The organism is Corynebacterium crudilactis (genome assembly GCF_001643015.1).
Lineage (GTDB): Bacteria > Actinomycetota > Actinomycetes > Mycobacteriales > Mycobacteriaceae > Corynebacterium > Corynebacterium crudilactis.
On the sequence record NZ_CP015622.1, the window covers coordinates 2,444,101 to 2,466,826 of the forward strand.

A 22,726-nucleotide genomic window follows, 5' to 3' on the forward strand; every position below is an offset into this window, starting at 1 on the left:
TCTCCGCTCCTATGTAAAAAACTGGTACTAACCCCTATTCTAACCGGCGCTTCGCCATTACCGCTGGTTAATGAACTCGAACGGCCGTGCGACCATGCAGTTTTCCTGCCATCAAATCTTCACCAGCCTGTGCCACATCCTTGACATCAATTACGGTGGTCATATCATCCAAAACAGAGGTATCAAGCTGCTCAGACAACAACGCCCACGCACGTCGACGCAGTTCACGAGGCGCATCAACGGAATTAATACCCACCAAATGGATACCGCGCAGAATAAACGGCAGCACCGTTCCCGGCAGATCTGGGCCTTGCGCCATGCCACACGCAGTGACAACACCGCCCCATTTAGTCTGCGCAAGCGCATTGACAAGTGTGTGAGATCCCACTGAATCCACTACACCCGCCCAACGCCCCTTCTGCAGCGGCTGCCCCTGATCGGCCAGCTCTGCGCGATCAATAATCGAGCTCGCCCCCAGGCTGGTCAGATATTCCGCATGCGCTTCTCGACGCCCCGTCACCGCCACAGTCGTATACCCCAACTTATGCAACAGATGCAGCGCAATAGAACCCACACCACCCGTTGCACCAGTCACCAGGATCTCACCATCCTCTGGCTTTACCCCCTGATCAACCAATGCATTCACCGACAACGCCGCCGTAAAACCAGCCGTGCCCAATGCACCGACCTGCTTGGCCGAAAAATTAAACGGAATATGCAACAAGGAATCCGAAGGCAACCTCAGACGCTGAGTAAACCCACCATGCCGGCTCTCCCCCAACCCAGCACCATTCAGCACAACTTCATCGCCCCGACCAAAACGAGGATCAGCGCTCTCAATAACAGTGCCCACCGCATCAATGCCCGGAATCAACGGCACAGTACGAACCACACCTTTATTACCCTGCAATGCCATCGCATCTTTGTAATTCAGGCTCGACCACCCCACTTCGATGAGGACTTCGCCTTCACCCAAGAAAGAAGAGTCGGAAAATGTGTCCTTGTAGGCAGTAGAGAATTTCCCTTCCTCATCCTGGCTAAGAACAACACTGTTGATTGGACCTTCGGAAAATACCTGTGCTGGAGTCATAGCCCCGAGTGTAATGAAACTCTTGAGAGTCGTGCCATGAAATTTGGTGGGATTTTATCTTTGGAGAGCTCTGCATGAGGGCTTTGCTAGGAAGCGCAATGTTCCGGAGCGCAGTGCGGAAGTTCGAGATCGCACCTTCAATTTCACATGCTCAATTTTGCGTCGTCGAGAGGAGTCCGAAAATCAGCGTTTTAGCACTGGTCTCGAATGTGAGAAATTGTCAGTGAGAACTCGACAACATGATCTCGAAGTTAAGGGACTCTGTGATCTGTACGCGTTGCAGCTAGATTTCTGGGAAACACAGCCATCCCTGCCACTGCATTCAAGCTATAAGTATCCACGGTCAGTGACTAAATGCAGCACCTAACCTGGGAAAACAAAAATCCTCTGGGTTGAATTTTCATTCAACCCAGAGGATGTTGGTGGAGCTAACGGGATTCGAACCCGTGACCCCCACACTGCCAGTGTGGTGCGCTACCAGCTGCGCCATAGCCCCGTTATACAACGCTTGTTACTGTAGCGGAGCGTGGTTCATTTAACCAAATCGGTTGTATTGCATGGAAAATAACAGCAAAAATCCCCCTACCCTCCCACGATACGTGGAAAGCCAGGGGGAAATTCCAAAGAGGAATCTAAGACTTCAGAATTAGGAAGCCAACACTGCTGGGATCCACTGGTTGATGTCTGCTACGTCAACGTCCTTGCCGTCCTGGAGAACGCGTGGAGAGGACAGGCTACCGGTTGATTCGGTGAGCTCGGTGCCGTTAGCTTCGCCCATGTCATATGCACGCTGCAGGTTGTCACCGTTACGGATGGCATCGACTACGGAGGAGTCTGCACCAAGTGCTGCAATTCCATCTGCGAAATCATCGTCAGACCACTGGTTTACTAGTTCGTCCTGGTCTTCAAGAAGGAAGGTGCGGAAGTTCCAGAAGAGTGCTGGGTCATTGGCATCTGCGACAGATAGTGCTGCTGCAAGTGCGTGGGTGGAGTGTCCATCGATGTTCTTCTGGTCAAGGAAATTCAGCGGCTTCAGTTCGACGACGAGGTTTCCATCTTCGATCTGAGCTTTCATGTCATCGTCGGTGTTTTCTGCAAGCTGTGCACAGTAGTGGCAGGAGAAGTCTTCGAAAAGCTGCACTGCCTTGGCATCAGCTGAAGCATTAGCTGCTGCAAGAGTGATGGAGTCAGAGCCAACTTCCATGGTCATGGAGGTATCTGCAAAGTCTCGGTCGCCTAGTTTTGAGGCTTTTGCGCCCTGGCCTTGGATGACAATGAAGCCTACGACGACGATCGCAATAACTACGATGGCTACCATTGCCCAGAGGAAGTTTTTGCTTCCGCCTTGGTTCGGATTCTGAACTTTGTTGCTCACTTGTTGCCTTACTTTGATCTGATTTAGTTCCCTTGAGCTTCCACTAAACCCAGCAAAAGCCCAACGAAAACTCTAAATTCCAACGCTGCACATCGTGTTATGCAGCATCAGCTTCCTCTTTGACCTTAAACCATGAGTACTTTGTTTGACACGTCCACTAGTTGCTCTGGACAAGATTCACAGGAGATCTTTCAATCCCTAGGCAATCTTGTCAGCTGGTTCAAAGCTTTTACTGGCCGAGAACTTCGCTAACCAATGCTTGTGCTTCTTTTTGGACCTGTGCGAGATGTTCTGCGCCCTTGAATGATTCGGCATAAATCTTATACTTGTCTTCGGTGCCAGAAGGGCGTGCTGCAAACCAGGCGTTTTCGGTAGTGACCTTCAGTCCACCAATTGCTGCACCGTTGCCAGGCGCCTCAGTGAGCTTTGCGGTAATTGGTTCGCCTGCCAGTTCAGTCGCGGTGACCTGTTCTGGGGAAAGTGCCTTGAGCACTGCCTTTTGTTCACGGTTGGCTTCAGCATCGGTGCGTGCATAGGCAGGTGCACCGAATTCTGCAGCCAGTTCCGCGTAGCGCTGTGATGGAGTTTTACCAGTGACTGCGATGATTTCTGCAGCGAGAAGATCCAGGATGAGGCCATCTTTATCAGTGGACCAGGTCGTTCCGTCCATACGTAGGAAAGATGCGCCAGCGGATTCTTCGCCGCCGAAGCCGATTTCGCCAGAGATCAGTCCTGGAACGAACCATTTGAATCCCACAGGTACTTCAACCAATTCGCGGCCAAGTGTTGCCACCACGCGGTCGATCATGGAGGAGCTCACCAGGGTCTTGCCCACTGCAGTGTCTGCGGACCAGCCTGGACGGTTGGCAAAGAGGTACTCAATTGCTACTGCCAGATAGTGGTTTGGATTCATCAGGCCAGCGTCTGGAGTGACGATACCGTGGCGGTCAGCATCTGCATCGTTGCCGGTTGCGATATCAAATTTTTCACGGTTTTCGATCAGTGATGCCATCGCATCTGGGCTGGAGCAGTCCATGCGGATCTTGCCGTCGGTGTCGAGAGTCATGAAGCGGAAAGTGGCATCAACGTGTGGGTTGACCACGGTCAAGTTGAGACCGTGAGTTTCGGCGATCGCTCCCCAGTAATCCACTGAAGCGCCGCCCATTGGGTCTGCGCCAATGCGGATACCCGCTTCACGGATTGCGTCAATGTTGACAACATTTGGCAGGTCGGCGATATAAATGCCCTTGAAATCATAGGCAGTGGTGCGCTCATCTAACACGCCGGTGACGGCCACGCGCTTCACATCTGCAAGGCCACCGCGCAGCAGTTCATTGGCACGATCTGCGATCCAATCGGTGGCATCGGTATCTGCTGGTCCACCGTTTGCAGGATTGTATTTGAAGCCACCGTCGCGGGGTGGGTTGTGTGATGGTGTGATCACGATGCCGTCGGCAAGCGGGCGGCTTGGGCCAGCAGCGCCATAAACCACATTGGCGTTGTGGCGCAGGATCGCGTGGGAGACGGCGGGGGTCGGGGTGTAGCGGCCGTCGGCGTCGACAAGCACTTCGACGTCGTTGGCAATGAGGACCTCAAGCGCACTGATCATCGCTGGCTCAGATAGCGCGTGGGTATCGCGGCCGATGAACAGCGGGCCGACCCAGTTGGCGCCACGCTGATTGCGGAAATCCACAATCGCCTGGGCGGTAGCCAAGATGTGGTCTTCATTGAAGGCGCTGTCTAGCGCAGATCCACGGTGCCCAGAGGTGCCGAAAGCAACCTGCTGATCAGGGTTGCTGACGTCCGGCTTACGGGTGAAATATGCGGTGACTAGCTCCGCGACATCAATCAGATCTTCTGGTTGGGCAAGTTGCCCGGCGCGCTCATGTGCCATTGTTCCTCCTAAAAAACCAATATGTCCCTTTCATCTTCCCTGCAAAAGCACTTGTGCGCAGGAGAAGTGCGTAAATTCACGGAGTAAGGTGTGTTAACGTGCATAAACTCATCCAAGGCCTCAGCGTTGGGGCCGGTGCCGCGCTCGGAGTCTGCGCGCGCCTTGCACTTACTTTGTGGCTTGGCGATAGCGCCTGGCCCATCCTGGGGATCAACATCGCGGGCGCGTTTTTGATGGGCTGGTTACGCCCCAACGCATTTTGGGGCACCGGTTTCCTCGGCGGTTTCACCACCTTTTCCGCCATGATGCTTAACGACGTTCCCTTCTATTTCCTTACCGCTTTGGGCTGCATTACCGCATGGTTATTAGGCGATCGGATTGCTCGATGATTTTTATCTATGCAGCACTTGGCGGATTTGTCGGCGGTTTTCTGCGGTGGTTAATTGCACAGCTAATCCCTGGAAAACGTGCCACGTTGATGGCGAATACTGTGGCGTGTTTTGTCGCTGGTGTCGTTGTCTGCCTAGAGTTATCGCATCTCTATACCGTTTTGTTGATCGCCGGTTTCTGTGGTGCATTATCTACCTGGTCAACATTGGCAAAAGAAATAGGCCAGCTTATCAATGATAAAAAATGGCAGATGGCGCTTGGTTACCTCAGTGTGACACTTATTCTTGGTTTTTCGGCAGTTTTTATCGGAATGCAGCTCTAGAATCTAGAACTATGAATCGTTCAACAATTTCTCCCGTTGCAGCCCGTCAACAATTCCGCGGCGGACTCATCGAACCAACGTCTGGATGGTCGGCTGGATATGCACAAGCCAACCTTATTTCCCTGCCACAGGATCTCGCATATGATTTCCTCCTTTTTGCGCAAAGAAATCCCAAGCCGTGTCCAGTATTGGAAGTCTTGGATGCCGGTGAAACTTTCGGTGGCATCTTCGGCACAAATGCTTCCGAAGCAGATATCCGCACTGATGCTCCCCAGTACCGCATTTATGAACACGGTGAGTTAATTGATTCGCCTGCCAACGCGCTGGATTATTGGCGCGATGATTTGGTGAGTTTCTTAATCGGGTGTTCCTTCACCTTTGAACACCCCATGGTGCAGGCTGGTGTTCCAGTAAGACACCTTGAGGCCGGACGCAATGTTGCCATGTATGAGACTTCCCTCCCCTGCCGACCAGCCGGTGCCCTCTCCGGAAATCTCGTGGTCTCCCTGCGCATGATTCCAGCATCACAAGTTGCTGACGCGGTACGTGTCACCTCCCGCTACCCTGCGGTCCACGGCGCTCCCGTACATATTGGAGATCCGTCTTTGATCGGCATCGATGATATTCATCATCCCGATTTTGGTGATGCTCCGCTGTCTGAGCCTGGTGATATCCCCGTATTTTGGGCCTGCGGTGTTACCCCTCAAGCAATGGTGATGACATCCAAGCCCCCGCTTGCCATCACCCACGCCCCCGGCCACATGCTGATTACTGATGCACCTGATTTAAGCTTCCAGGTTCCTTAAAGCAATGAACTGATAGATATCCAAACAACAAACACGATGGGCAATCCCATCATGACCACAGCGAGGATCTTTCCTGAGGTGTGAGCGATATTGAAGGTATAATTCATGCCTGTTCCGGTGTCCACCAGCGGGCTTTTATTATCTGGGTCATTGACAAAAATTCCCCAACGTTTCTTGTCTTCCGCAAGCGGATGCTTTTGTTCAACCGTCCGAGTACTTTTCACAATGCACCACAACAATACAGCGGTGGCGATAAAGATAGCGATCATGCTTAATGCAAAACCTGCACGCAGTGGTTCTGGGCGATACGCGTTAAGCATCATCAACAAAATAGCGGTATTCATCACAAAGAAAAACCAGCCTATATGCTTTGATGTCGCGTTCAGCGATGCCCACTTGCGGTGTGCCTCTGCTGCGGTTTTCGCTCCGCCCGGACCTGTAATATCCCCAGATTGCATGCTGACCATCATTTGAGCAAACATAGCCGTGGCGAGCAAAATAACTGGCCCCAAAAGCACCGAGAAGAGGAAAGTTCCCATTGTTTTAGGCTCCCATGCATCTGCTTCCCCGCTGCCATTCCAATGTGTCGGCATCGGATCCGGAATGCTTGGATAATAAACCGTCAGCATGAGAACTACGATGCCCACGGTAGCCGCTAGGGTGGCAATGATCCAGGTCCAGTTCATGGGAATTTTAGGCAGATCAGGGAGCTCTTCTCGGCGATTTTTCACAATCGCTACCTTATCTTAAAAGAAATTGCCCTCGCCCCATTAAGGGTGAGGGCAATTTCTCTGCGCTTTTTAAAGATGAGGTTCTAGCTACGTACTTCTACAACCTGCTCTTCGGTGGACTCCACAGTTGCTTTATCTACTGCAGCACCACCCTTTTCAGCAGCATCCCAGACTTCTTGATCCAGGATTCCTTCGCGTTTAGCCACGATTGCAGGAACCAGAGCCTGTCCAGTCACATTGGTTGCGGTACGGCCCATATCAATGATTGGTTCAATAGCCAGCAGCAAGCCAACACCTGCAAGTGGCAGCCCTAAAGTGGACAGAGTCAAGGTCAGCATGACTGTCGCACCGGTAGTGCCAGCAGTTGCTGCAGAGCCCAGCACGGACACAATCATGATCAGGACATAATCCATCAGAGTCAGGTCAATGCCGTAGAATTGCGCAACGAAAATAGCCGCTACAGCTGGGTACACTGCCGCGCAACCATCCATCTTGCTGGTTGCGCCCAATGGAATGGCAAATGATGCATACGCACTTGGCACACCCAAGGACTGCTCAGTAACACGCTGGGTCACTGGCATAACGCCCATGGAAGAACGAGTAACAAAACCCAAGCTGGTCACAGGCCAGACGCGCTTAAAGAAGCCCAAAACTGGAATGCCGTTGATCTTCAGCACGATTGGGTAAATGACAAACATAACAATGGCAAGACCAACGTAGATGGCCAGTACGAATTTGCCTAAGGATCCAAGTGCGGACCAACCATAGGTGGATACTGCCTTACCGATCAAGGCTGCAGAACCAATCGGAGCCAGACGAATAATCCACCACAAAATGATCTGGATGATCTTGAGGAAGGACTCGGTGAACTTCAAGAAAGGCTCAGCAGATTTCCCGGCCTTCAGAGCTGCCACACCAATGGCGATGGAGATAACCAAAATCTGCAGCACATTGAAGGAGAGGTTCACACCAGAGCTCTCGCTATAAGAACCAGAAAGACCCAAGATATTGCTTGGAATAATTGATTGGATAAAGCCCATCCAGCTACCCACTCGGGAAGGGTCAGCAGCGTTGGAAGCATCTACGGTAGAGCCCACGCCCGGTTGCATGATCAATGCGACAGCAATACCTGCAAGCACAGAGAAAAACGCAGTAATGGCAAACCACACCAAAGTAGATACTGCCAGGCGAGCAGCGTTGGCTACTTCACGCAGCTTTGCCACACTGGTGACAACTGCAGCGAACACCAATGGTGGGACCATGACCTTGAGCAGAGAAACATAAGCAGAGCCAACTCCACTCAGCAGACCGGTGAGCCAGCTGGTTTCACCTTCGGCAGCTCCGGTGTCCATTCCACGGGCAATAAGACCGAGGATCAGGCCAATAATGAGGCCAGCGATAACCTGAGCACCAAACCCGGTCATCCAGCCGGGAAGGCCTAAACGGCCTTTCTGTGCAGTGGCAGTAGCCATGTGTAGCACTCCTTGAATTGAACAGTTGAATTGAATTCATTAACTGTAACGCTCCAGGCTGTCGTTTATTGCATTAGTGTGACCAAATTAACCATTCCTGTCTATTATTCATAGACAGATTAGTCTAAAAACTCTTTATAAGTGCAGCTAAATGAGATGTTATACATTAGACTTTCTGGTCTAGTCTGGCATAGCAAAATAGATTCCAGACACAGAAAAAGGGCTTTCCAGGAAAACTTCCCGGAAAGCCCTTTTCACAATTGCATCTCTGCTAAAAACTAGTCAGTAATCGCATCCAAAGGTGGAGTCTTCGAGGCCTTGACTGCTGGCCATAGTGCTGCGATAACGCCAACCACTGCCGAGCCAACCAGCATCAGAGCAACCTGCCCCCACGGCACAGAGACTGCTGCATCCAGCCCCTCGCCAGACATGACAGTGACAAATGCCCAGCCTAAGCCAAGGCCAATTGCAATACCGATCACCGCACCATAGATGGCAATTTGTACGGATTCAAGCGTGATCATGGTACGAATCTGACCGCGCTTTACGCCAACTGCACGCAGCATACCGATCTCTTGACGACGCTCAATCACATTGAGTGCCAAAGTATTGATAATGCCGATGACAGCAACGATGACAGACAGTGCAAGCAATGCATAGAGGATATTCATCATCACGTCGATCATGGCTACGGTCTCGCCTGCGTACTCAGTCGAGGTCTTAACTGAGATGACAATATAATCAGCTACTGCTTCTTCAATATTGCTGCGAAGCTCTTCCTGGTCGCTACCATCTTCACCCTTGACCAACATCATTTGTGGAATAGCTTGATCTGCTACTGGAGTATCTGCAAGTGAGCTCTCAGAAATGATCATACTTCCTACGGCGTCATTACCTGTGAAAGTACCGATCAGTTCAACTTCACCGACGGATTGTCCGGCAGCTTCAAGAGGCAAGGAATCACCAACCTTCCAGCCCTGTTCATCAGCAAACGTCTGGGTAGTAACAACACCAGGTTCGCTCAGATCCAGTGAACCTTCAATAGACTCTGTGCTAATAACGGTTCCTAGGTCACCATCCGCAACAAATGTTACTGAACCGTACGTAGCTTGACCATCAACGGAAGCCCCATTCAACGAAACCGTCACCACATCTGCAACGCCATCAGTTTCACGGACAACATCGTCCGCATCCTTCGGCATAGTGATAGAACCATCTGTAGGTCCCTGCAAGATGTAATCAGCGGTGTACTGCTCCTCCATCATCTCAGAGACAGCATCTTTCATCGTTGCAGAAAGCATGCCGATAGCGGTGACCAGAGCAATACCCAAAGTCAGCGCAAAAGCGGTTGTTGCAGTACGACGAGGATTGCGCTTGGAGTTAGTTGCAGCCAGGCTGCCGACACTGCCGAATGGAGCGCCCAGGATCTTACCCAAACCACCGACAACTGGCATGGACAACGCTGGCGAGAAGAAGAAGGTACCGACGACAACAAACAACGCACCGATTCCGACAAGAACTGAACGTAGACCGGTAGAAGAATCTGTCATCAATGCACCAGCAACAGCTAATATGATGCCGAGGGCTAGGACAATGCCACCAGTAACGGTTCGTCCCATCATGGAGCGCACAGTAGTAGTTTCCATGTTGCGCATAGCTTCCACAGGCTTCACTTCACCGGCACGACGAGCAGGTGCCCACGCGCTGATCACCGTGACAATAGTACCGAGTACAAGTGCGGTAATCACGGCACTTGGGGTCAGTCCAACGCTGGATCCCATTGGCATACCGAAGCTGTTGAGCACCGCGGAAATAATAGCAACAAGGCCCATTCCACCGAGCACACCAAGCGCGGAACCAAAGAGACCCACGATGCTTGCTTCCAGCACCACAGACCGTGTGATCTGTCCTGGAGCTGCACCCAAAGCACGCAGCAATGCGAATTCACGCATACGCTGAGCAACAATCATCGAGAAAGTATTCGCAATGATAAACGTGCCCACCAGCAATGCGATGAGTCCGAAGGCGACAAGGAAATACTGCACAAAGCTCAGCATTTCTTTAATCATGCCGGTAACTTGTTCGACTAAAGCTTCGCCGGTTTCAACATTAAAGTTTGAGCCAAGCTCCACGGAGAGTGCGTCGACAAGCTCCTGCGGCGTGGTGCCCTCTGCAGCTGACAGCGTGACGCCGGGAACGGTAACCCCGTCGGTATAGCGTTCCAGGTAGCCGGATTCCGACATCTGTAGATTCAGCGCAGAGCCAGAATCGTTGTCAGTAGTAGTTAGTCCGGTGACCGTAACGTTGTAGCGGCCACTGGAATCCACGACGAGAATCTCATCGCCCACGCCGATGCCCTTGGCCTCAGCGCCAGCCTGCGAAGCCAGCACCTGCTCGGTGCCAGTTGGAGCTTCCCCATCAACTAGCTCGAGTGGCTGAGCCACCGCGTCATCAGGGCTGTAATAAATGCTTATCGACGAGCCCCCAGTGGTTTGAATCGCCTTGGCATCAGAATCTGCCAGGACAACGGACTGAGAAGCATTAATGTTGAGGGCGCTGATGCGAGAATCTTCACGCAGCGATGCCACAGTGTCAACAGGAACGCCCTGCACATCCGATTCGGAGCTTGCAGACACGACCACGTCAACACCATCGAGGCTATTAGAAATAGCCTCATCGAAGGTAGAAGACAGCGCATTAGTAAACATCATGGCACCAGAAACAAACGAGGTGCCGAGCACTACTGCCAGGACTGTAAGGAACAGCCTGATCTTATGCGCGCCAATATTGCGCAGGCTGATCCTGCGCATTGTAGAACCGGAATTCATGAGGCGATATCCTCAATTCCGTTCATCGTCGCTAGAATCTCCTCGATAGTTGGATCAAACAGCTGATTAACAATGCGACCATCCGCCAAGAAAATAACACGATCCGCATAAGAAGCGGCCTTCGCATCGTGCGTAACAATCACTACAGTCTGATCATCCTGATCAACTGCAGTACGAAGAATATCCAGTACTTCCTTAGAAGAATTGGAATCCAAGTTACCGGTCGGTTCATCACCGAAAATGATCTCCGGGCGAGAAACAAGCGCACGCGCACATGCAACACGCTGTTGCTGTCCACCGGAGAGTTCTGCCGGACGGTGCTTCAGACGATCAGTAAGACCCAGACGTGAAGTGATCTCATCAAACCAAGACTGATCAATCTTTCGACCAGCAATATCAGTTGGAAGTGTAATATTTTCCGATGCCGTCAAAGTTGGCACCAAGTTGAATGACTGGAAGATAAATCCTAGACGATCACGGCGCAAAGAGGTCATCTCTTTATCTTTCAATACAGAAAGATCTGTATCACCAATAAACGTCGAGCCACCAGTCGCAGCATCCAGCCCCGCCATGCAGTGCATCAACGTAGACTTACCAGAGCCTGAAGGACCCATGATCGCAGTGAACTTATTCTTCTCAAATTCCACATTGACGTGATCCAATGCTGTCACAGTGGTATCGCCTTGGCCATAAGCCTTATAAAGATTCACTGCACGGGCAGCAGCTTCACCCATCCTGTTTTTTACAGAATCGGTGGAATCAATCTCAGTTGCTGGAGTAAAAGAAGAATCCCAATTCTTCTTCGCCAGATCATCCGAGTTGTTGGCAGGTGTGCTCGCGGCAGGATTACTCATGAACTACGATGCTTTCCTTAATTCAATATCGACATTACAGACTGCCAAGCAATAAAAGCAGCCCAGGTACTCCTGCCAATGTACCGGAGTGAAAGGTCATAAGAATCAGGGAAGTCCCCCAAATATAAAAACCATGCTGAGATCACTAAAAATACTCAGTTGAGGCTCTTTTGTGGGTGCAATAAAAAGAGGGAGGAGCGAACCACCACATATAGTGGTGGTTCGCTCCTCCCTCTTGAATTGTTTTCGGGTCTCTACATCCAACACGTAGATACAAGAAAAGATCCTCACTGACCTGCGGACGATTCGGATCTCCTTTAAGTTTTAGGTCGGTTGAAACTTGCTCTCCCACACTTTCCCGAGTGCATTACTGTGTTTGGGAATACCCCTGTAATCATTAGAGCGCATATAAATGTGATTTTATTATTGACCAACTTTTTGGCTAACAGAACACATTAAATGCAGAAGAAGACGCAGTGCGTAATAAAATTTTAGCTACCATTGGGGCTGTTGCCATGATGATCACAGTCGTTGCGAATTTGCCTTATTGGGTCACACTGGCGCTGGGAGTCATAGTTATAGCTCTTATCTATACTGTTCCTAACCGCTCCAAGTAAAATACCGAATAACGCCTGCCAGGTTTTGGCAGGCGTTACTTTTATGAAAGCTCTTTGTTTCTTAACCTATAAAAGCAAAAAGAGGGGTGGGTAAGACCAACAACAACTGTTGGTCTTACCCACCCCTCCTAACATGCTCGAAAGAACACACAAAGAAAAGATCCTCACTAACCCATAGGTTAGTGAGGATCTCTCCTATCTTTTTAAGTTTTAGGTCGGCGGTAACCTACTCTCCCACACCCTCCCGAGTGCAGTACCATCAGCGTAACCAGGCTTAGCTTCCGGGTTCGAAATGGGACCGGGCGTTTCCCTGCTACTATCACCACCGACACACCTTGTGTCACACCAAACACCAACCAATAAGGTTGGTTGTGTTGTGTCAGATACTGCATAATGGACGCGAGCTTATATTCATTTGCTCTTTGTTACGTTGCGTTACACCACACACTAATCGTGTTGTGGGTGTTGTTATCGGTAAATTAGTACCAGTCACCTCCACACCTTACAGTGCTTCCAGATCTGGCCTATCAACCCCATAATCTCTAGGGAACCTCAAAAGAAACCTCATCTCGAAACAGGCTTCCCGCTTAGATGCTTTCAGCGGTTATCCCTTCCGTACGTAGCCAACCAGCCCTGCTCCTGGCGGAACAACTGGCACACCAGAGGTACGTCCGTCCCGGTCCTCTCGTACTAGGGACAGCCTTCCTTCAAGTTTCAACGCGCGCGGCGGATAGAGACCGAACTGTCTCACGACGTTCTAAACCCAGCTCGCGTGCCGCTTTAATGGGCGAACAGCCCAACCCTTGGGACCTACTCCAGCCCCAGGATGCGACGAGCCGACATCGAGGTGCCAAACCATCCCGTCGATATGGACTCTTGGGGAAGATCAGCCTGTTATCCCCGGGGTACCTTTTATCCGTTGAGCGACACCACAACCACAAGTTGGTGCCGGATCACTAGTCCCGACTTTCGTCCCTGCTCGAGCTGTCACTCTCACAGTCAAGCTCCCTTGTGCACTTACACTCACCACCTGATTACCAACCAAGCTGAGGAAACCTTTGGGCGCCTCCGTTACATTTTGGGAGGCAACCGCCCCAGTTAAACTACCCACCAGGCACTGTCCCCAACCCAGATCATGGGCCAAGGTTAGACATTCAATCCGATCAGAGTGGTATTTCACCAACGACTCACACACAACTAGCGTCACATGATCACAGTCTCCCACCTATCCTACACAAACCGAATCAAACACCAATACCAAGCTATAGTGAAGGTCCCGGGGTCTTTTCGTCCTGCCGCGCGTAACGAGCATCTTTACTCGTACTGCAATTTCACCGGGCCTGTGGTTGAGACAGCAGGGAAGTCGTTACGCCATTCGTGCAGGTCGGAACTTACCCGACAAGGAATTTCGCTACCTTAGGATGGTTATAGTTACCACCGCCGTTTACTGGGGCTTAAATTCTCAGCTTCGCCTTACGGCTAACCGGTCCTCTTAACCTTCCAGCACCGGGCAGGCGTCAGTCCGTATACATCAACTTAAACGTCTTCGCACGGACCTGTGTTTTTAGTAAACAGTCGCTTCCCTCTATTCTCTGCGACCACAACACGCTCCCAACGAAAAGTTGTTCACATATCATGGCCCCCCTTCTCCCGAAGTTACGGGGGCATTTTGCCGAGTTCCTTAACCACAGTTCACCCGAACGCCTTAGTATTCTCTACCTGACTACCTGTGTCGGTTTAGGGTACGGGCCGAATATCAACATCGCTAGAGGCTTTTCTCGACAGTACAGGATCACTCACTTCACCCACGAAGGGCTCCGCATCACGCCTCACACAAAAAACCGGCGGATTTACCAACCAGTCGTGCCACACGCTTACACCACAATCCAATAAGTGGCCAAGCTACCTCACTGCGTCACCCCATCACTTAGCTACTACCAGATCAGGTCCCACGCAACCACACACCACGACAATCAAAGATCATCTATGGGTGCTTATGGGCGGTTAGTATCACTGATTCACCATGGTCGCCAATACTCGGGTACGGGAATATCAACCCGTTATCCATCGACTACGCCTGTCGGCCTCGCCTTAGGCCCCGACTCACCCTGGGAAGATTAACTTGACCCAGGAACCCTTAGTCATCCGGCGGATACGTTTCTCACGTATCAATCGTTACTCATGCCTGCATTCTCACTCGCACACACTCCACACCCCGTCACCAGACTGCTTCAACGCGTGCACGACGCTCCCCTACCCAACAATCTTCAAAAAGATCATTGCCGCGGCTTCGGCGGTGTACTTAAGCCCCACTACATTGTCGGCGCGGAATCACTCGACCAGTGAGCTATTACGCACTCTTTCAAGGATGGCTGCTTCTAAGCCAACCTCCTGGCTGTCTTCGCGACCCCACCTCCTTTTCCACTTAGCACACCCTTAGGGGCCTTAGCCGGCGATCTGGGCTGTTTCCCTCTCGACTACGAAGCTTATCCCCCGCAGTCTCACTGCCGTGCTCTAACTTACCGGCATTCGGAGTTTGGCTGATGTCGCTAAGATTGTAGTCCCGCTAAACCATCCAGTAGCTCTACCTCCGGCAAGAAACACACGACGCTGCACCTAAATGCATTTCGGGGAGAACCAGCTATCACGGAGTTTGATTGGCCTTTCACCCCTACCCACAACTCATCCCCTCAGTTTTCAACCTAAGTGGGTTCGCGCCTCCACAACCTCTTACAGCTGCTTCACACTGGCCATGGGTAGATCACTCCGCTTCGGGTCCAAGACATGCCACTAATTCACCCTAGTTAGGATTCGGTTTCCCTACGGCTACCCCACACGGGTTAACCTCGCGACATGCCGCTGACTCGCAGGCTCATTCTTCAAAAGGCACGCCATCACACCACAAGGATGCTCTGACGGTTTGTTAGCACACGGTTTCAGGTACTATTTCACTCCCCTCCCGGGGTACTTTTCACCATTCCCTCACGGTACTAATCCGCTATCGGTCATATCAAGTATTCAGGCTTACCGGGTGGTCCCGGCTAATTCACAGCAGATTCCACGAGCCCGCTGCTACTCGGGGTATCAACAACCACACACACCACCATGATCTTCGTGTACAGGACTCTCACCTACTCCGGTAGGCGTTTCCACACCACTTCCACTAATCACGCAGCACATGCCAACATCCGGCAGAATGTTAACGCCATTGCCCCACAACCACCTACATGCAACCCCTGCCGGGTATCACACACATAAGTTTTAGCCATCATCCACGTTCGCTCGCCACTACTAACGGAATCACAATTGTTTTCTTCTCCTACGGGTACTGAGATGTTTCACTTCCCCGTGTAAACCTCCACACTGGCTATATATTCACCAGCAGGTAACCACACATTACTGCAGCTGGGTTTCCCCATTCGGACATCCTCGGATCAACGCTTAGTTGGCAGCTCCCCGAGGCATAACGCAGCCTCTCACGTCCTTCATCGGCTTGATATGCCAAGGCATCCACCGTGTGCCCTAAAAAACAACACACACAACACAAAAAACTACCAACCACACACAGTGCGATTGGCGCGTTCGGTTACACAACAAAAAAACAAAAAAATAAAGATGCTCGCGTCCACTATACAGTTCTCACACAACACAACACCACCACCAACAAACATCAATACACACTGTGTATCTCATATTTCTTGCTGATCGTATTCGATGTAGAAACAACCCACACACACTACTTACCGTAATGTTTGCGATGTCATTCCAGACACCCAACAGCATGCCACCTATTACCTAAAACTCTGTTGTCTTAGCTTTTGTCACCCTAGGGGTCATCTCCACCCGATTAATAGTGTGTTGATGGCAACCACGAACGGGTTCCAACACCAACAACCACACACACAACACACAGTGTTGCCGGTGGTTAATAAAGCTCCTTAGAAAGGAGGTGATCCAGCCGCACCTTCCGGTACGGCTACCTTGTTACGACTTCGTCCCAATCGCCGATCCCACCTTCGACAGCTCCCCCCACAAGGGTTGGGCCACTGGCTTCGGGTGTTACCAACTTTCATGACGTGACGGGCGGTGTGTACAAGGCCCGGGAACGTATTCACCGCAGCGTTGCTGATCTGCGATTACTAGCGACTCCGACTTCATGGGGTCGAGTTGCAGACCCCAATCCGAACTGAGGCCGGCTTTAAGAGATTAGCTCCACCTTACGGTGTGGCAACTCGCTGTACCGACCATTGTAGCATGTGTGAAGCCCTGGACATAAGGGGCATGATGATTTGACGTCATCCCCACCTTCCTCCGAGTTAACCCCGGCAGTCTCTCATGAGTACCCACCATAACGTGCTGGCAACATAAGACAAGGGTTGCGCTCGTTGCGGGACTTAACCCAACATCTCACGACACGAGCTGACGACAACCATGCACCACCTGTGAACCGACCACAAGGGAAAACGTATCTCTACGCCGATCCGGTCCATGTCAAGCCCAGGTAAGGTTCTTCGCGTTGCATCGAATTAATCCACATGCTCCGCCGCTTGTGCGGGCCCCCGTCAATTCCTTTGAGTTTTAGCCTTGCGGCCGTACTCCCCAGGCGGGGCGCTTAATGCGTTAGCTGCGGCACAGAAGACGTGGAAGTCCCCTACACCTAGCGCCCACCGTTTACGGCATGGACTACCAGGGTATCTAATCCTGTTCGCTACCCATGCTTTCGCTCCTCAGCGTCAGTTACTGCCCAGAGACCTGCCTTCGCCATTGGTGTTCCTCCTGATATCTGCGCATTTCACCGCTACACCAGGAATTCCAGTCTCCCCTACAGCACTCAAGTTATGCCCGTATCGCCTGCACGCCCGAAGTTAAGCCTCGGGATTTCACAGACGACGTGACAAACCACCTACGAGCTCTTTACGCCCAGTAATTCCGGACAACGCTCGCACCCTACGTATTACCGCGGCTGCTGGCACGTAGTTAGCCGGTGCTTCTTCTCCAGGTACCGTCAAAATACATCTTCGTCCCTAGCGAAAGGAGTTTACAACCCGAAGGCCTTCATCCCCCACGCGGCGTCGCTGCATCAGGCTTTCGCCCATTGTGCAAGATTCCCCACTGCTGCCTCCCGTAGGAGTCTGGGCCGTGTCTCAGTCCCAATGTGGCCGTACACCCTCTCAGGCCGGCTACCCGTCGACGCCTTGGTAGGCCATTACCCCACCAACAAGCTGATAGGCCGCAGGCTCATCCCACACCGCAAAAGCTTTCCACACCTTCCCTACGAAGATGTGAATATTCGGTATTAGACCCAGTTTCCCAGGCTTATCCCAAAGTGCAGGGCAGATCACCCACGTGTTACTCACCCGTTCGCCACTCATCCACCGAAGCAAGCTCCAGTTTCAGCGTTCGACTTGCATGTGTTAAGCACGCCGCCAGCGTTCGTCCTGAGCCAGGATCAAACTCTCCACAAAAATGAAAAACATTTTTAGGCCGTGAAAAGCCCAAACCTGACAAAAAACAACAACAACCACCCACACACAGTGCGACTAGTTGTAGCTGACATTTCATCAAAAAATTAATGATTACCCACACCCACAACGTGGGCATGGAAGATATATGGGCCTCTTCCCTTGACGGGGAACAAGAAGACCCACAAAAAATAATCATGCCAACAAAATTTACACACCCACCACCGAAATGATGACTATGCTTTATTTACAGTGATGGATACAATTGGCAATCCACCACCCGGCATGACCCACAACCAAAAACACTGTTTCCGGTTGTAGTGACAAATAAAATAAATGGCACACTATTGAGTTCTCAAACAACATACGCACACCCCAAGTGCATAACCTCTGTTTAGGAGTTCATGTCTTGTTGGCAGCTTGATCGACTTTACCCTCATCGTTAACCAGAAAGCAACTTGCGTTACATCCTCGAAAACTTTTCAGAAGTCTTTCAACACTCGTTCACCCGAAGCTCTAAAGCCCGGCCCGTTGCGCTGACTCGAATAAATCTACACACCCGCTCTCAGAACAGCAAAACGTGAGCTCAAGACACATTTATCGAAGATGAATGCCCGCCACACGGGCATTGCCTCAACTCCTGCGGACGGAACACTCCCCGGCAGTGGTTGCACGAAAGGAAGCAACGGGGCGTCGAAAAGCGCAATGCTTTAGGTGTGATCTTTAGGGGGATGTATTTAATGATCCTACCAATCCTGCATTTTCATCTGTAAAGTGATGTGTAGCGCAAGATCTTAAAGTCACATACCTGCATCACAGTAATTGAGGGTGCCTTGTTTACTATTACAGGATTTGCAGATGAGATCGCCCATGATCTCGATGAACAAATTTCTTTGTTATCCAAATTGAAGATCAATCACGTGGAATTCCGCAGTGCTTGGGGAACCAAAGTTCTCGACCTTTCTGAAGAACAGCTCACCGAAGCAAAATCCAAACTAGATGCTGCAGGCATTTCTCTTTCTGCAGTCGGTTCCGATCTCGGCAAGATTAATATCACTGATCCTTTTGAAGATCATCTGGAACGTGCACGCCACGGAGTCGAAGTAGCTCAATTCTTCGGCACAAAATATATCCGCATGTTCTCCTTCTTTATCGCAGAAGATGAAAATCCAGATAAGTACCGCGATGAAGTCCTTTCACGCACTCTCGCGATGGTTGAACTCGCGGAAGCTGGCGGCATCACTCTTCTCCATGAAAATGAAAAAGGAATCTACGGTGACTCTCCTCAGCGGGTAAAAGATCTGATCACGAGCATCGACTCCCCGAATTACCGCGCCATCTACGATGCTGCCAATTATGTGCAGACTGGTTTCCAGCCTTTTAATGAGGCTTGGCCAATCGTGAAAGACTATGTGGATTATGTCCATATCAAGGATGCCACCATCCCCGATCAGGAAAATCCTATTGGAATCATCAAGCCGGCAGGCCAAGGTGATGGCCAATACCCCGAACTACTTGCAGCACTCCACGCTGCTGGCTACAACGGGTTTGTTTCCATCGAGCCTCATTTAGGTGATTTTGATGAATTCGGTGGTCTTTGCGGTCCTGAGCTCTGGAGCAGCGCTCATGACGCGCTCACTGATATTTTGAACACCCTCAGTGCAGACTTTAATTAAGGACTTAAATAATTATGATAAATGCTGCGCTAGTAGGTTGTGGCGATGTCGCAACCGTGCATGCAGAAGCCTTGGAGGCCTTGGGGTCAGATCTGGGAATTACCTTCGTTGCAGTGGTTGATAAAGATATAGAAATCGCTGAAGCATTTGCTTCCCACACGGGGGTCAAGGCTTACGGCACACTAACCGCGCTTTTCGCTAAAGAAAAGATTGATGTTTTACACGTCACTACCCCACATGATCAACACATTGACTTAGCGCTTGAAGCACTTCGCCACGGTGTGCATGTAATCCTGGAAAAGCCTCTGGCCAATGAGCTACACGAAGCACAGCGTCTCATTGATTATTTGGATGCTAATCCCAACGGCCCCAAAATTGCAGTGTGCTACCAGAATCGCTACAACGTCTCTTCCCAAGAGCTACGTCGCCTGTTAGATTCCGGAGACCTTGGTGCCATTAATGGCACATATGCCTCTGTGGTGTGGACTCGCACTCCGGGCTACTACACACAAAAGCCATGGCGCGGCCAACAAGATCGTTCCGGCGGTGGATTACTCATGAACCAGGCGATCCACACTCTTGATCTCTTGCAGTGGTTCTTAGGACGCGCGACCGAGGTCAAGGGCACTGTCTCCACTGATAAATATGCAAATGTCATTGATGTCGAAGACACCGCACATGCATATATCGGCCACGAATCAGGTCTACACACCAGTTTCTACGGAACACTCACTAATTCTCGGCACCGCCACGTTGAAATTGAACTTGATTGTGAAAACGCATTAGTCGAGCTCCGTGATGGCCTCACCGTGAATTGGAATGATGGCAAAGTCGAACGCTTCGAAGAACGCACCCAAGAAACCGAAGGCAGAAGTTACTGGGGAGTAAGCCACGAGCTACTCATCAGGGACTTCTACGAACAGCTGGATACCCCAGAACCATTTTGGATTGGCCCGCATGAAGCAATGGCAGCGCTGAACATCGCTAAATCAATCTATTCCTCATCTCAAAAAACATCTCATACCAATTCTCGAAACATATAAGGAGCAACCATGAGCAAGAAAATTCGTCTAGGAATCATCGGCCTCGGTGCCGAAGGTGGAATGTACGCAAACTTCCTTAGTGAAGGTCGCGTGAACAATATGGAAATCGGCGCAATCTGTGACATCCTTCCAGAGAAGAAGGAAGCAGCCGAGAGCTACGGTGTTCCATTCTATTCCGATTACAAGGACATGATCACTTCTGGTGATGTTGATGCGGTTGTCACCACCGTGCCTCACTACCTACACCCTGAAATGGGCATCTTCGCCCTGGAGAACAACATCCATGCCCTGGTAGAAAAGCCAGTTGGTGTGTACACCAAGCAGGCAAATGAACTCATCCAGTTCGCCAAGACCAAGCCAGAGCTTAAATTTGGTGTTTTCTTCAACCAGCGCACCAACCAGCTCTACAAAGATCTCAAAAGCATCATGGATTCCGGAGAGATGGGTAAACTGCGCCATACTTCCTGGATCATCACAACGTGGTGGCGCCCACAGGGTTACTACAACCAGTCTGATTGGCGTGCAACTTGGGGTGGTGAAGGTGGCGGCGTTCTGGTCAACCAAGCTCCTCACCAGCTTGACCTATGGCAATGGATCTGTGGCACTCCGGAAAAAGTATTCGCACGCAACGCTTATGGTTTCCGCCGCGATATTGCTGTAGAAGATGAAGTCCACGCACTGGTCTCCTTCGCTGATGGCGCATCTGGCGCATTCATCACCTGCACCCACGATATAATCGGCACCGATCGCCTAGAAATCCTCTGCGACAAGGGCAAGATCGTCGTTGATGATTCTCAGAAGGTCACCATCTCCCGCCTTGTGGAAAACGAAGAAGTTCTGTCCAAGGACATGGATATGGAAGATGTAAAGAAGCTGTTCACCGGCCAGCTTGATATGACGCAGTACGTCTCTGTTGAAACCAAGGAATACGAATCTGTATGGGGCAATCAGCACTGTGAAGTTATGCGCAACTTCGCGGCAGCCGTCAATGGTGAAGAAGAGCTTCTTGCACCCGGAAGTGACGGTATCAACGGCGTCCAGCTGGCAAATGGCATCCACCTCTCTTCCTGGACCGGGCAGGAAGTTGATCTGGTCAATTTTGATGAAGAAACTTACCTTGAAGAGCTCAACAAGCGCATCAAGGGTGAAGGAAAGTTTGAGGAGCGTAACTAATGGCTAATATCGGCGTACAAATGATGATGCTTAAAGATCAGGTTGCCGAACTCGGCATGTACCCAGTCTTGGAAAAACTCAAAGAACTCAACATAGCTTCCGTTGAGGTTTCTCAGATTCCTATGAATGAAGAGAACGTGGCTGCTCTTGAGCGTGCTATCTCTGAATTAAACATTGAGGTTGGCGCGCTGTCTGTAGCATTTGGGCCATCTGCAGCACCTGGCACAGATAACTTGGAAGATGATTTCGATAAGATCGTGGCTGATTGTAAGCGTCTGGATGTCAAGTACACGCGCATCGGTATGATGCCTTTCCAAGCTATGACATCCAAGGAAGCCACTGAAACTTGGGCGGCACAGGTTGAACCATACGCGGCACGTTTAGCTGCAGAGGGCATCACTTTGTGCTACCACAACCACCACGTTGACCTGCATAAATTCGGCAATGAGCGCATCTTCGATATCGTCCGACGTGTAGCTCCATCGCTTTACTTTGAAGTAGATCTCCACTGGGTTCAGCGTGGCGGAATGGCACCTCTAGACATGCTTAAAGAATACGCCGGCGTCTGCAAGCTCATCCACGTCAAGGACTTCCGTGTCACTGAGCTCCCTGCGGAAGCAATGGAACTATTCACTGCTGGAGACTTCATGAAGGGCTACGAGAAGTTCGTTAATATCGTAGAATTTGCTGAAGTTGGCCAAGGAAACATGAACTGGCCGGAGCTCCTTCCAGCATCTGAAGCTGCTGGCGCCGAGTTCTTCTTCATCGAACAGGACATGACCTACGGCCGCGATCCTTTCGATTGCATCAAGGATTCCCGTGAATACCTCACCTCAATCGGCTGGTAATTTGTAATCCTTAAAAAAGGGAAGCAGTCACCGTAACTGCTTCCCTTTTCTCATGCCTAAAAGATTTTTGCTTTTCGACGCCCCTCTCCTGCTGCCCTTCGCCCAATACATTTATCAGCGCAGTCGATTGTGGTTGGTTTTCACC

At 50.9% G+C, this 22,726-nt stretch carries 14 protein-coding genes, 1 tRNA gene and 3 rRNA genes; 7 read left to right on the forward strand and 11 right to left on the reverse strand.

The window, feature by feature from the left end:
* Positions 1-67: 67 nt before the first annotated feature.
* From ccrud_RS11395 to pgm, 4 genes are all read right to left on the reverse strand, one after another.
* On the reverse strand, positions 68-1,090 hold the full coding sequence (locus tag ccrud_RS11395) for an MDR family oxidoreductase (RefSeq protein ID WP_066567740.1): 1,023 nt from the start codon (positions 1,088-1,090) through the stop codon (positions 68-70).
* A 420-nt stretch (positions 1,091-1,510) separates the two neighbouring features.
* Positions 1,511-1,586, reverse strand: a tRNA-Ala gene (locus tag ccrud_RS11400).
* A 150-nt stretch (positions 1,587-1,736) separates the two neighbouring features.
* The gene (locus tag ccrud_RS11405; RefSeq protein WP_066567742.1) at positions 1,737-2,465 is read right to left on the reverse strand and encodes a DsbA family protein; all 729 of its coding nucleotides are present in this window, start codon (positions 2,463-2,465) and stop codon (positions 1,737-1,739) included.
* A 229-nt stretch (positions 2,466-2,694) separates the two neighbouring features.
* Positions 2,695-4,359, reverse strand: a complete 1,665-nt coding sequence (gene pgm / locus ccrud_RS11410; RefSeq protein WP_066567744.1) for a phosphoglucomutase (alpha-D-glucose-1,6-bisphosphate-dependent) — start codon at positions 4,357-4,359, stop codon at positions 2,695-2,697.
* A gap of 98 nt (positions 4,360-4,457) precedes the next feature.
* On the opposite strand from pgm, the gene ccrud_RS11415 reads away from it, so the two are divergent.
* Genes ccrud_RS11415 through ccrud_RS11425 form a run of 3 tightly spaced genes read left to right on the forward strand, consistent with a single transcriptional unit; the run spans position 4,458 to position 5,877 of the window.
* The gene (locus ccrud_RS11415; RefSeq protein ID WP_066567746.1) at positions 4,458-4,748 is read left to right on the forward strand and encodes a fluoride efflux transporter family protein; all 291 of its coding nucleotides are present in this window, start codon (positions 4,458-4,460) and stop codon (positions 4,746-4,748) included.
* Positions 4,745-5,071 (forward strand): fluoride efflux transporter FluC, encoded by a 327-nt coding sequence (locus ccrud_RS11420; RefSeq protein WP_066567761.1) that lies wholly within the window; start codon positions 4,745-4,747, stop codon positions 5,069-5,071. Before ccrud_RS11415 ends, ccrud_RS11420 begins: the two co-directional genes overlap by 4 nt.
* An 11-nt stretch (positions 5,072-5,082) precedes the next feature.
* A complete protein-coding gene (locus ccrud_RS11425) occupies positions 5,083-5,877 on the forward strand; it encodes a putative hydro-lyase (protein WP_066567769.1) in 795 nt (264 codons plus the stop codon).
* Here ccrud_RS11425 and ccrud_RS11430 read toward each other — a convergent pair.
* The 7 genes from ccrud_RS11430 to ccrud_RS11460 all read right to left on the reverse strand — a co-directional run bounded on the left by ccrud_RS11430 (position 5,874) and on the right by ccrud_RS11460 (position 17,844).
* A complete protein-coding gene (locus ccrud_RS11430; protein ID WP_245670261.1) occupies positions 5,874-6,608 on the reverse strand; it encodes a DUF1648 domain-containing protein in 735 nt (244 codons plus the stop codon). The two genes, ccrud_RS11425 and ccrud_RS11430, sit on opposite strands and share 4 nt — an antisense overlap.
* Positions 6,609-6,691: 83 nt before the next feature.
* The gene (locus tag ccrud_RS11435; RefSeq protein WP_066567771.1) at positions 6,692-8,080 is read right to left on the reverse strand and encodes a dicarboxylate/amino acid:cation symporter; all 1,389 of its coding nucleotides are present in this window, start codon (positions 8,078-8,080) and stop codon (positions 6,692-6,694) included.
* Positions 8,081-8,358: 278 nt separating this feature from the next.
* Positions 8,359-10,908: an ABC transporter permease gene (locus ccrud_RS11440; RefSeq protein ID WP_066567779.1), complete on the reverse strand. Its 2,550-nt coding sequence runs from the start codon at positions 10,906-10,908 to the stop codon at positions 8,359-8,361.
* Positions 10,905-11,762, reverse strand: a complete 858-nt coding sequence (locus ccrud_RS11445; protein ID WP_066567783.1) for an ABC transporter ATP-binding protein — start codon at positions 11,760-11,762, stop codon at positions 10,905-10,907. The genes ccrud_RS11440 and ccrud_RS11445 overlap by 4 nt, the downstream gene beginning before the upstream one ends.
* 830 nt (positions 11,763-12,592) lie before the next feature.
* A 5S ribosomal RNA gene (gene rrf, locus ccrud_RS11450) occupies positions 12,593-12,709 on the reverse strand.
* Positions 12,710-12,838: 129 nt separating this feature from the next.
* Positions 12,839-15,916 (reverse strand): 23S ribosomal RNA (locus tag ccrud_RS11455).
* 405 nt (positions 15,917-16,321) lie between these two features.
* Positions 16,322-17,844 (reverse strand): 16S ribosomal RNA (locus ccrud_RS11460).
* Together the 16S, 23S and 5S rRNA genes form the textbook arrangement of a ribosomal RNA operon.
* An 830-nt stretch (positions 17,845-18,674) precedes the next feature.
* On the opposite strand from ccrud_RS11460, the gene ccrud_RS11465 reads away from it, so the two are divergent.
* From ccrud_RS11465 to ccrud_RS11480, 4 genes are read left to right on the forward strand one after another with little or no spacing between them, the layout of a single operon-like run.
* On the forward strand, positions 18,675-19,517 hold the full coding sequence (locus tag ccrud_RS11465) for a sugar phosphate isomerase/epimerase family protein (RefSeq protein WP_066567785.1): 843 nt from the start codon (positions 18,675-18,677) through the stop codon (positions 19,515-19,517).
* 14 nt (positions 19,518-19,531) lie between these two features.
* Positions 19,532-20,560: a Gfo/Idh/MocA family protein gene (locus ccrud_RS11470; protein ID WP_066567786.1), complete on the forward strand. Its 1,029-nt coding sequence runs from the start codon at positions 19,532-19,534 to the stop codon at positions 20,558-20,560.
* 9 nt (positions 20,561-20,569) lie between these two features.
* The gene (locus tag ccrud_RS11475) at positions 20,570-21,733 is read left to right on the forward strand and encodes a Gfo/Idh/MocA family protein (protein WP_066567788.1); all 1,164 of its coding nucleotides are present in this window, start codon (positions 20,570-20,572) and stop codon (positions 21,731-21,733) included.
* Positions 21,733-22,581, forward strand: coding sequence for a sugar phosphate isomerase/epimerase family protein (locus ccrud_RS11480; RefSeq protein ID WP_066567794.1), 849 nt, complete (start codon positions 21,733-21,735; stop codon positions 22,579-22,581). The genes ccrud_RS11475 and ccrud_RS11480 overlap by 1 nt, the downstream gene beginning before the upstream one ends.
* The last annotated feature ends 145 nt before the right edge of the window (positions 22,582-22,726 follow it).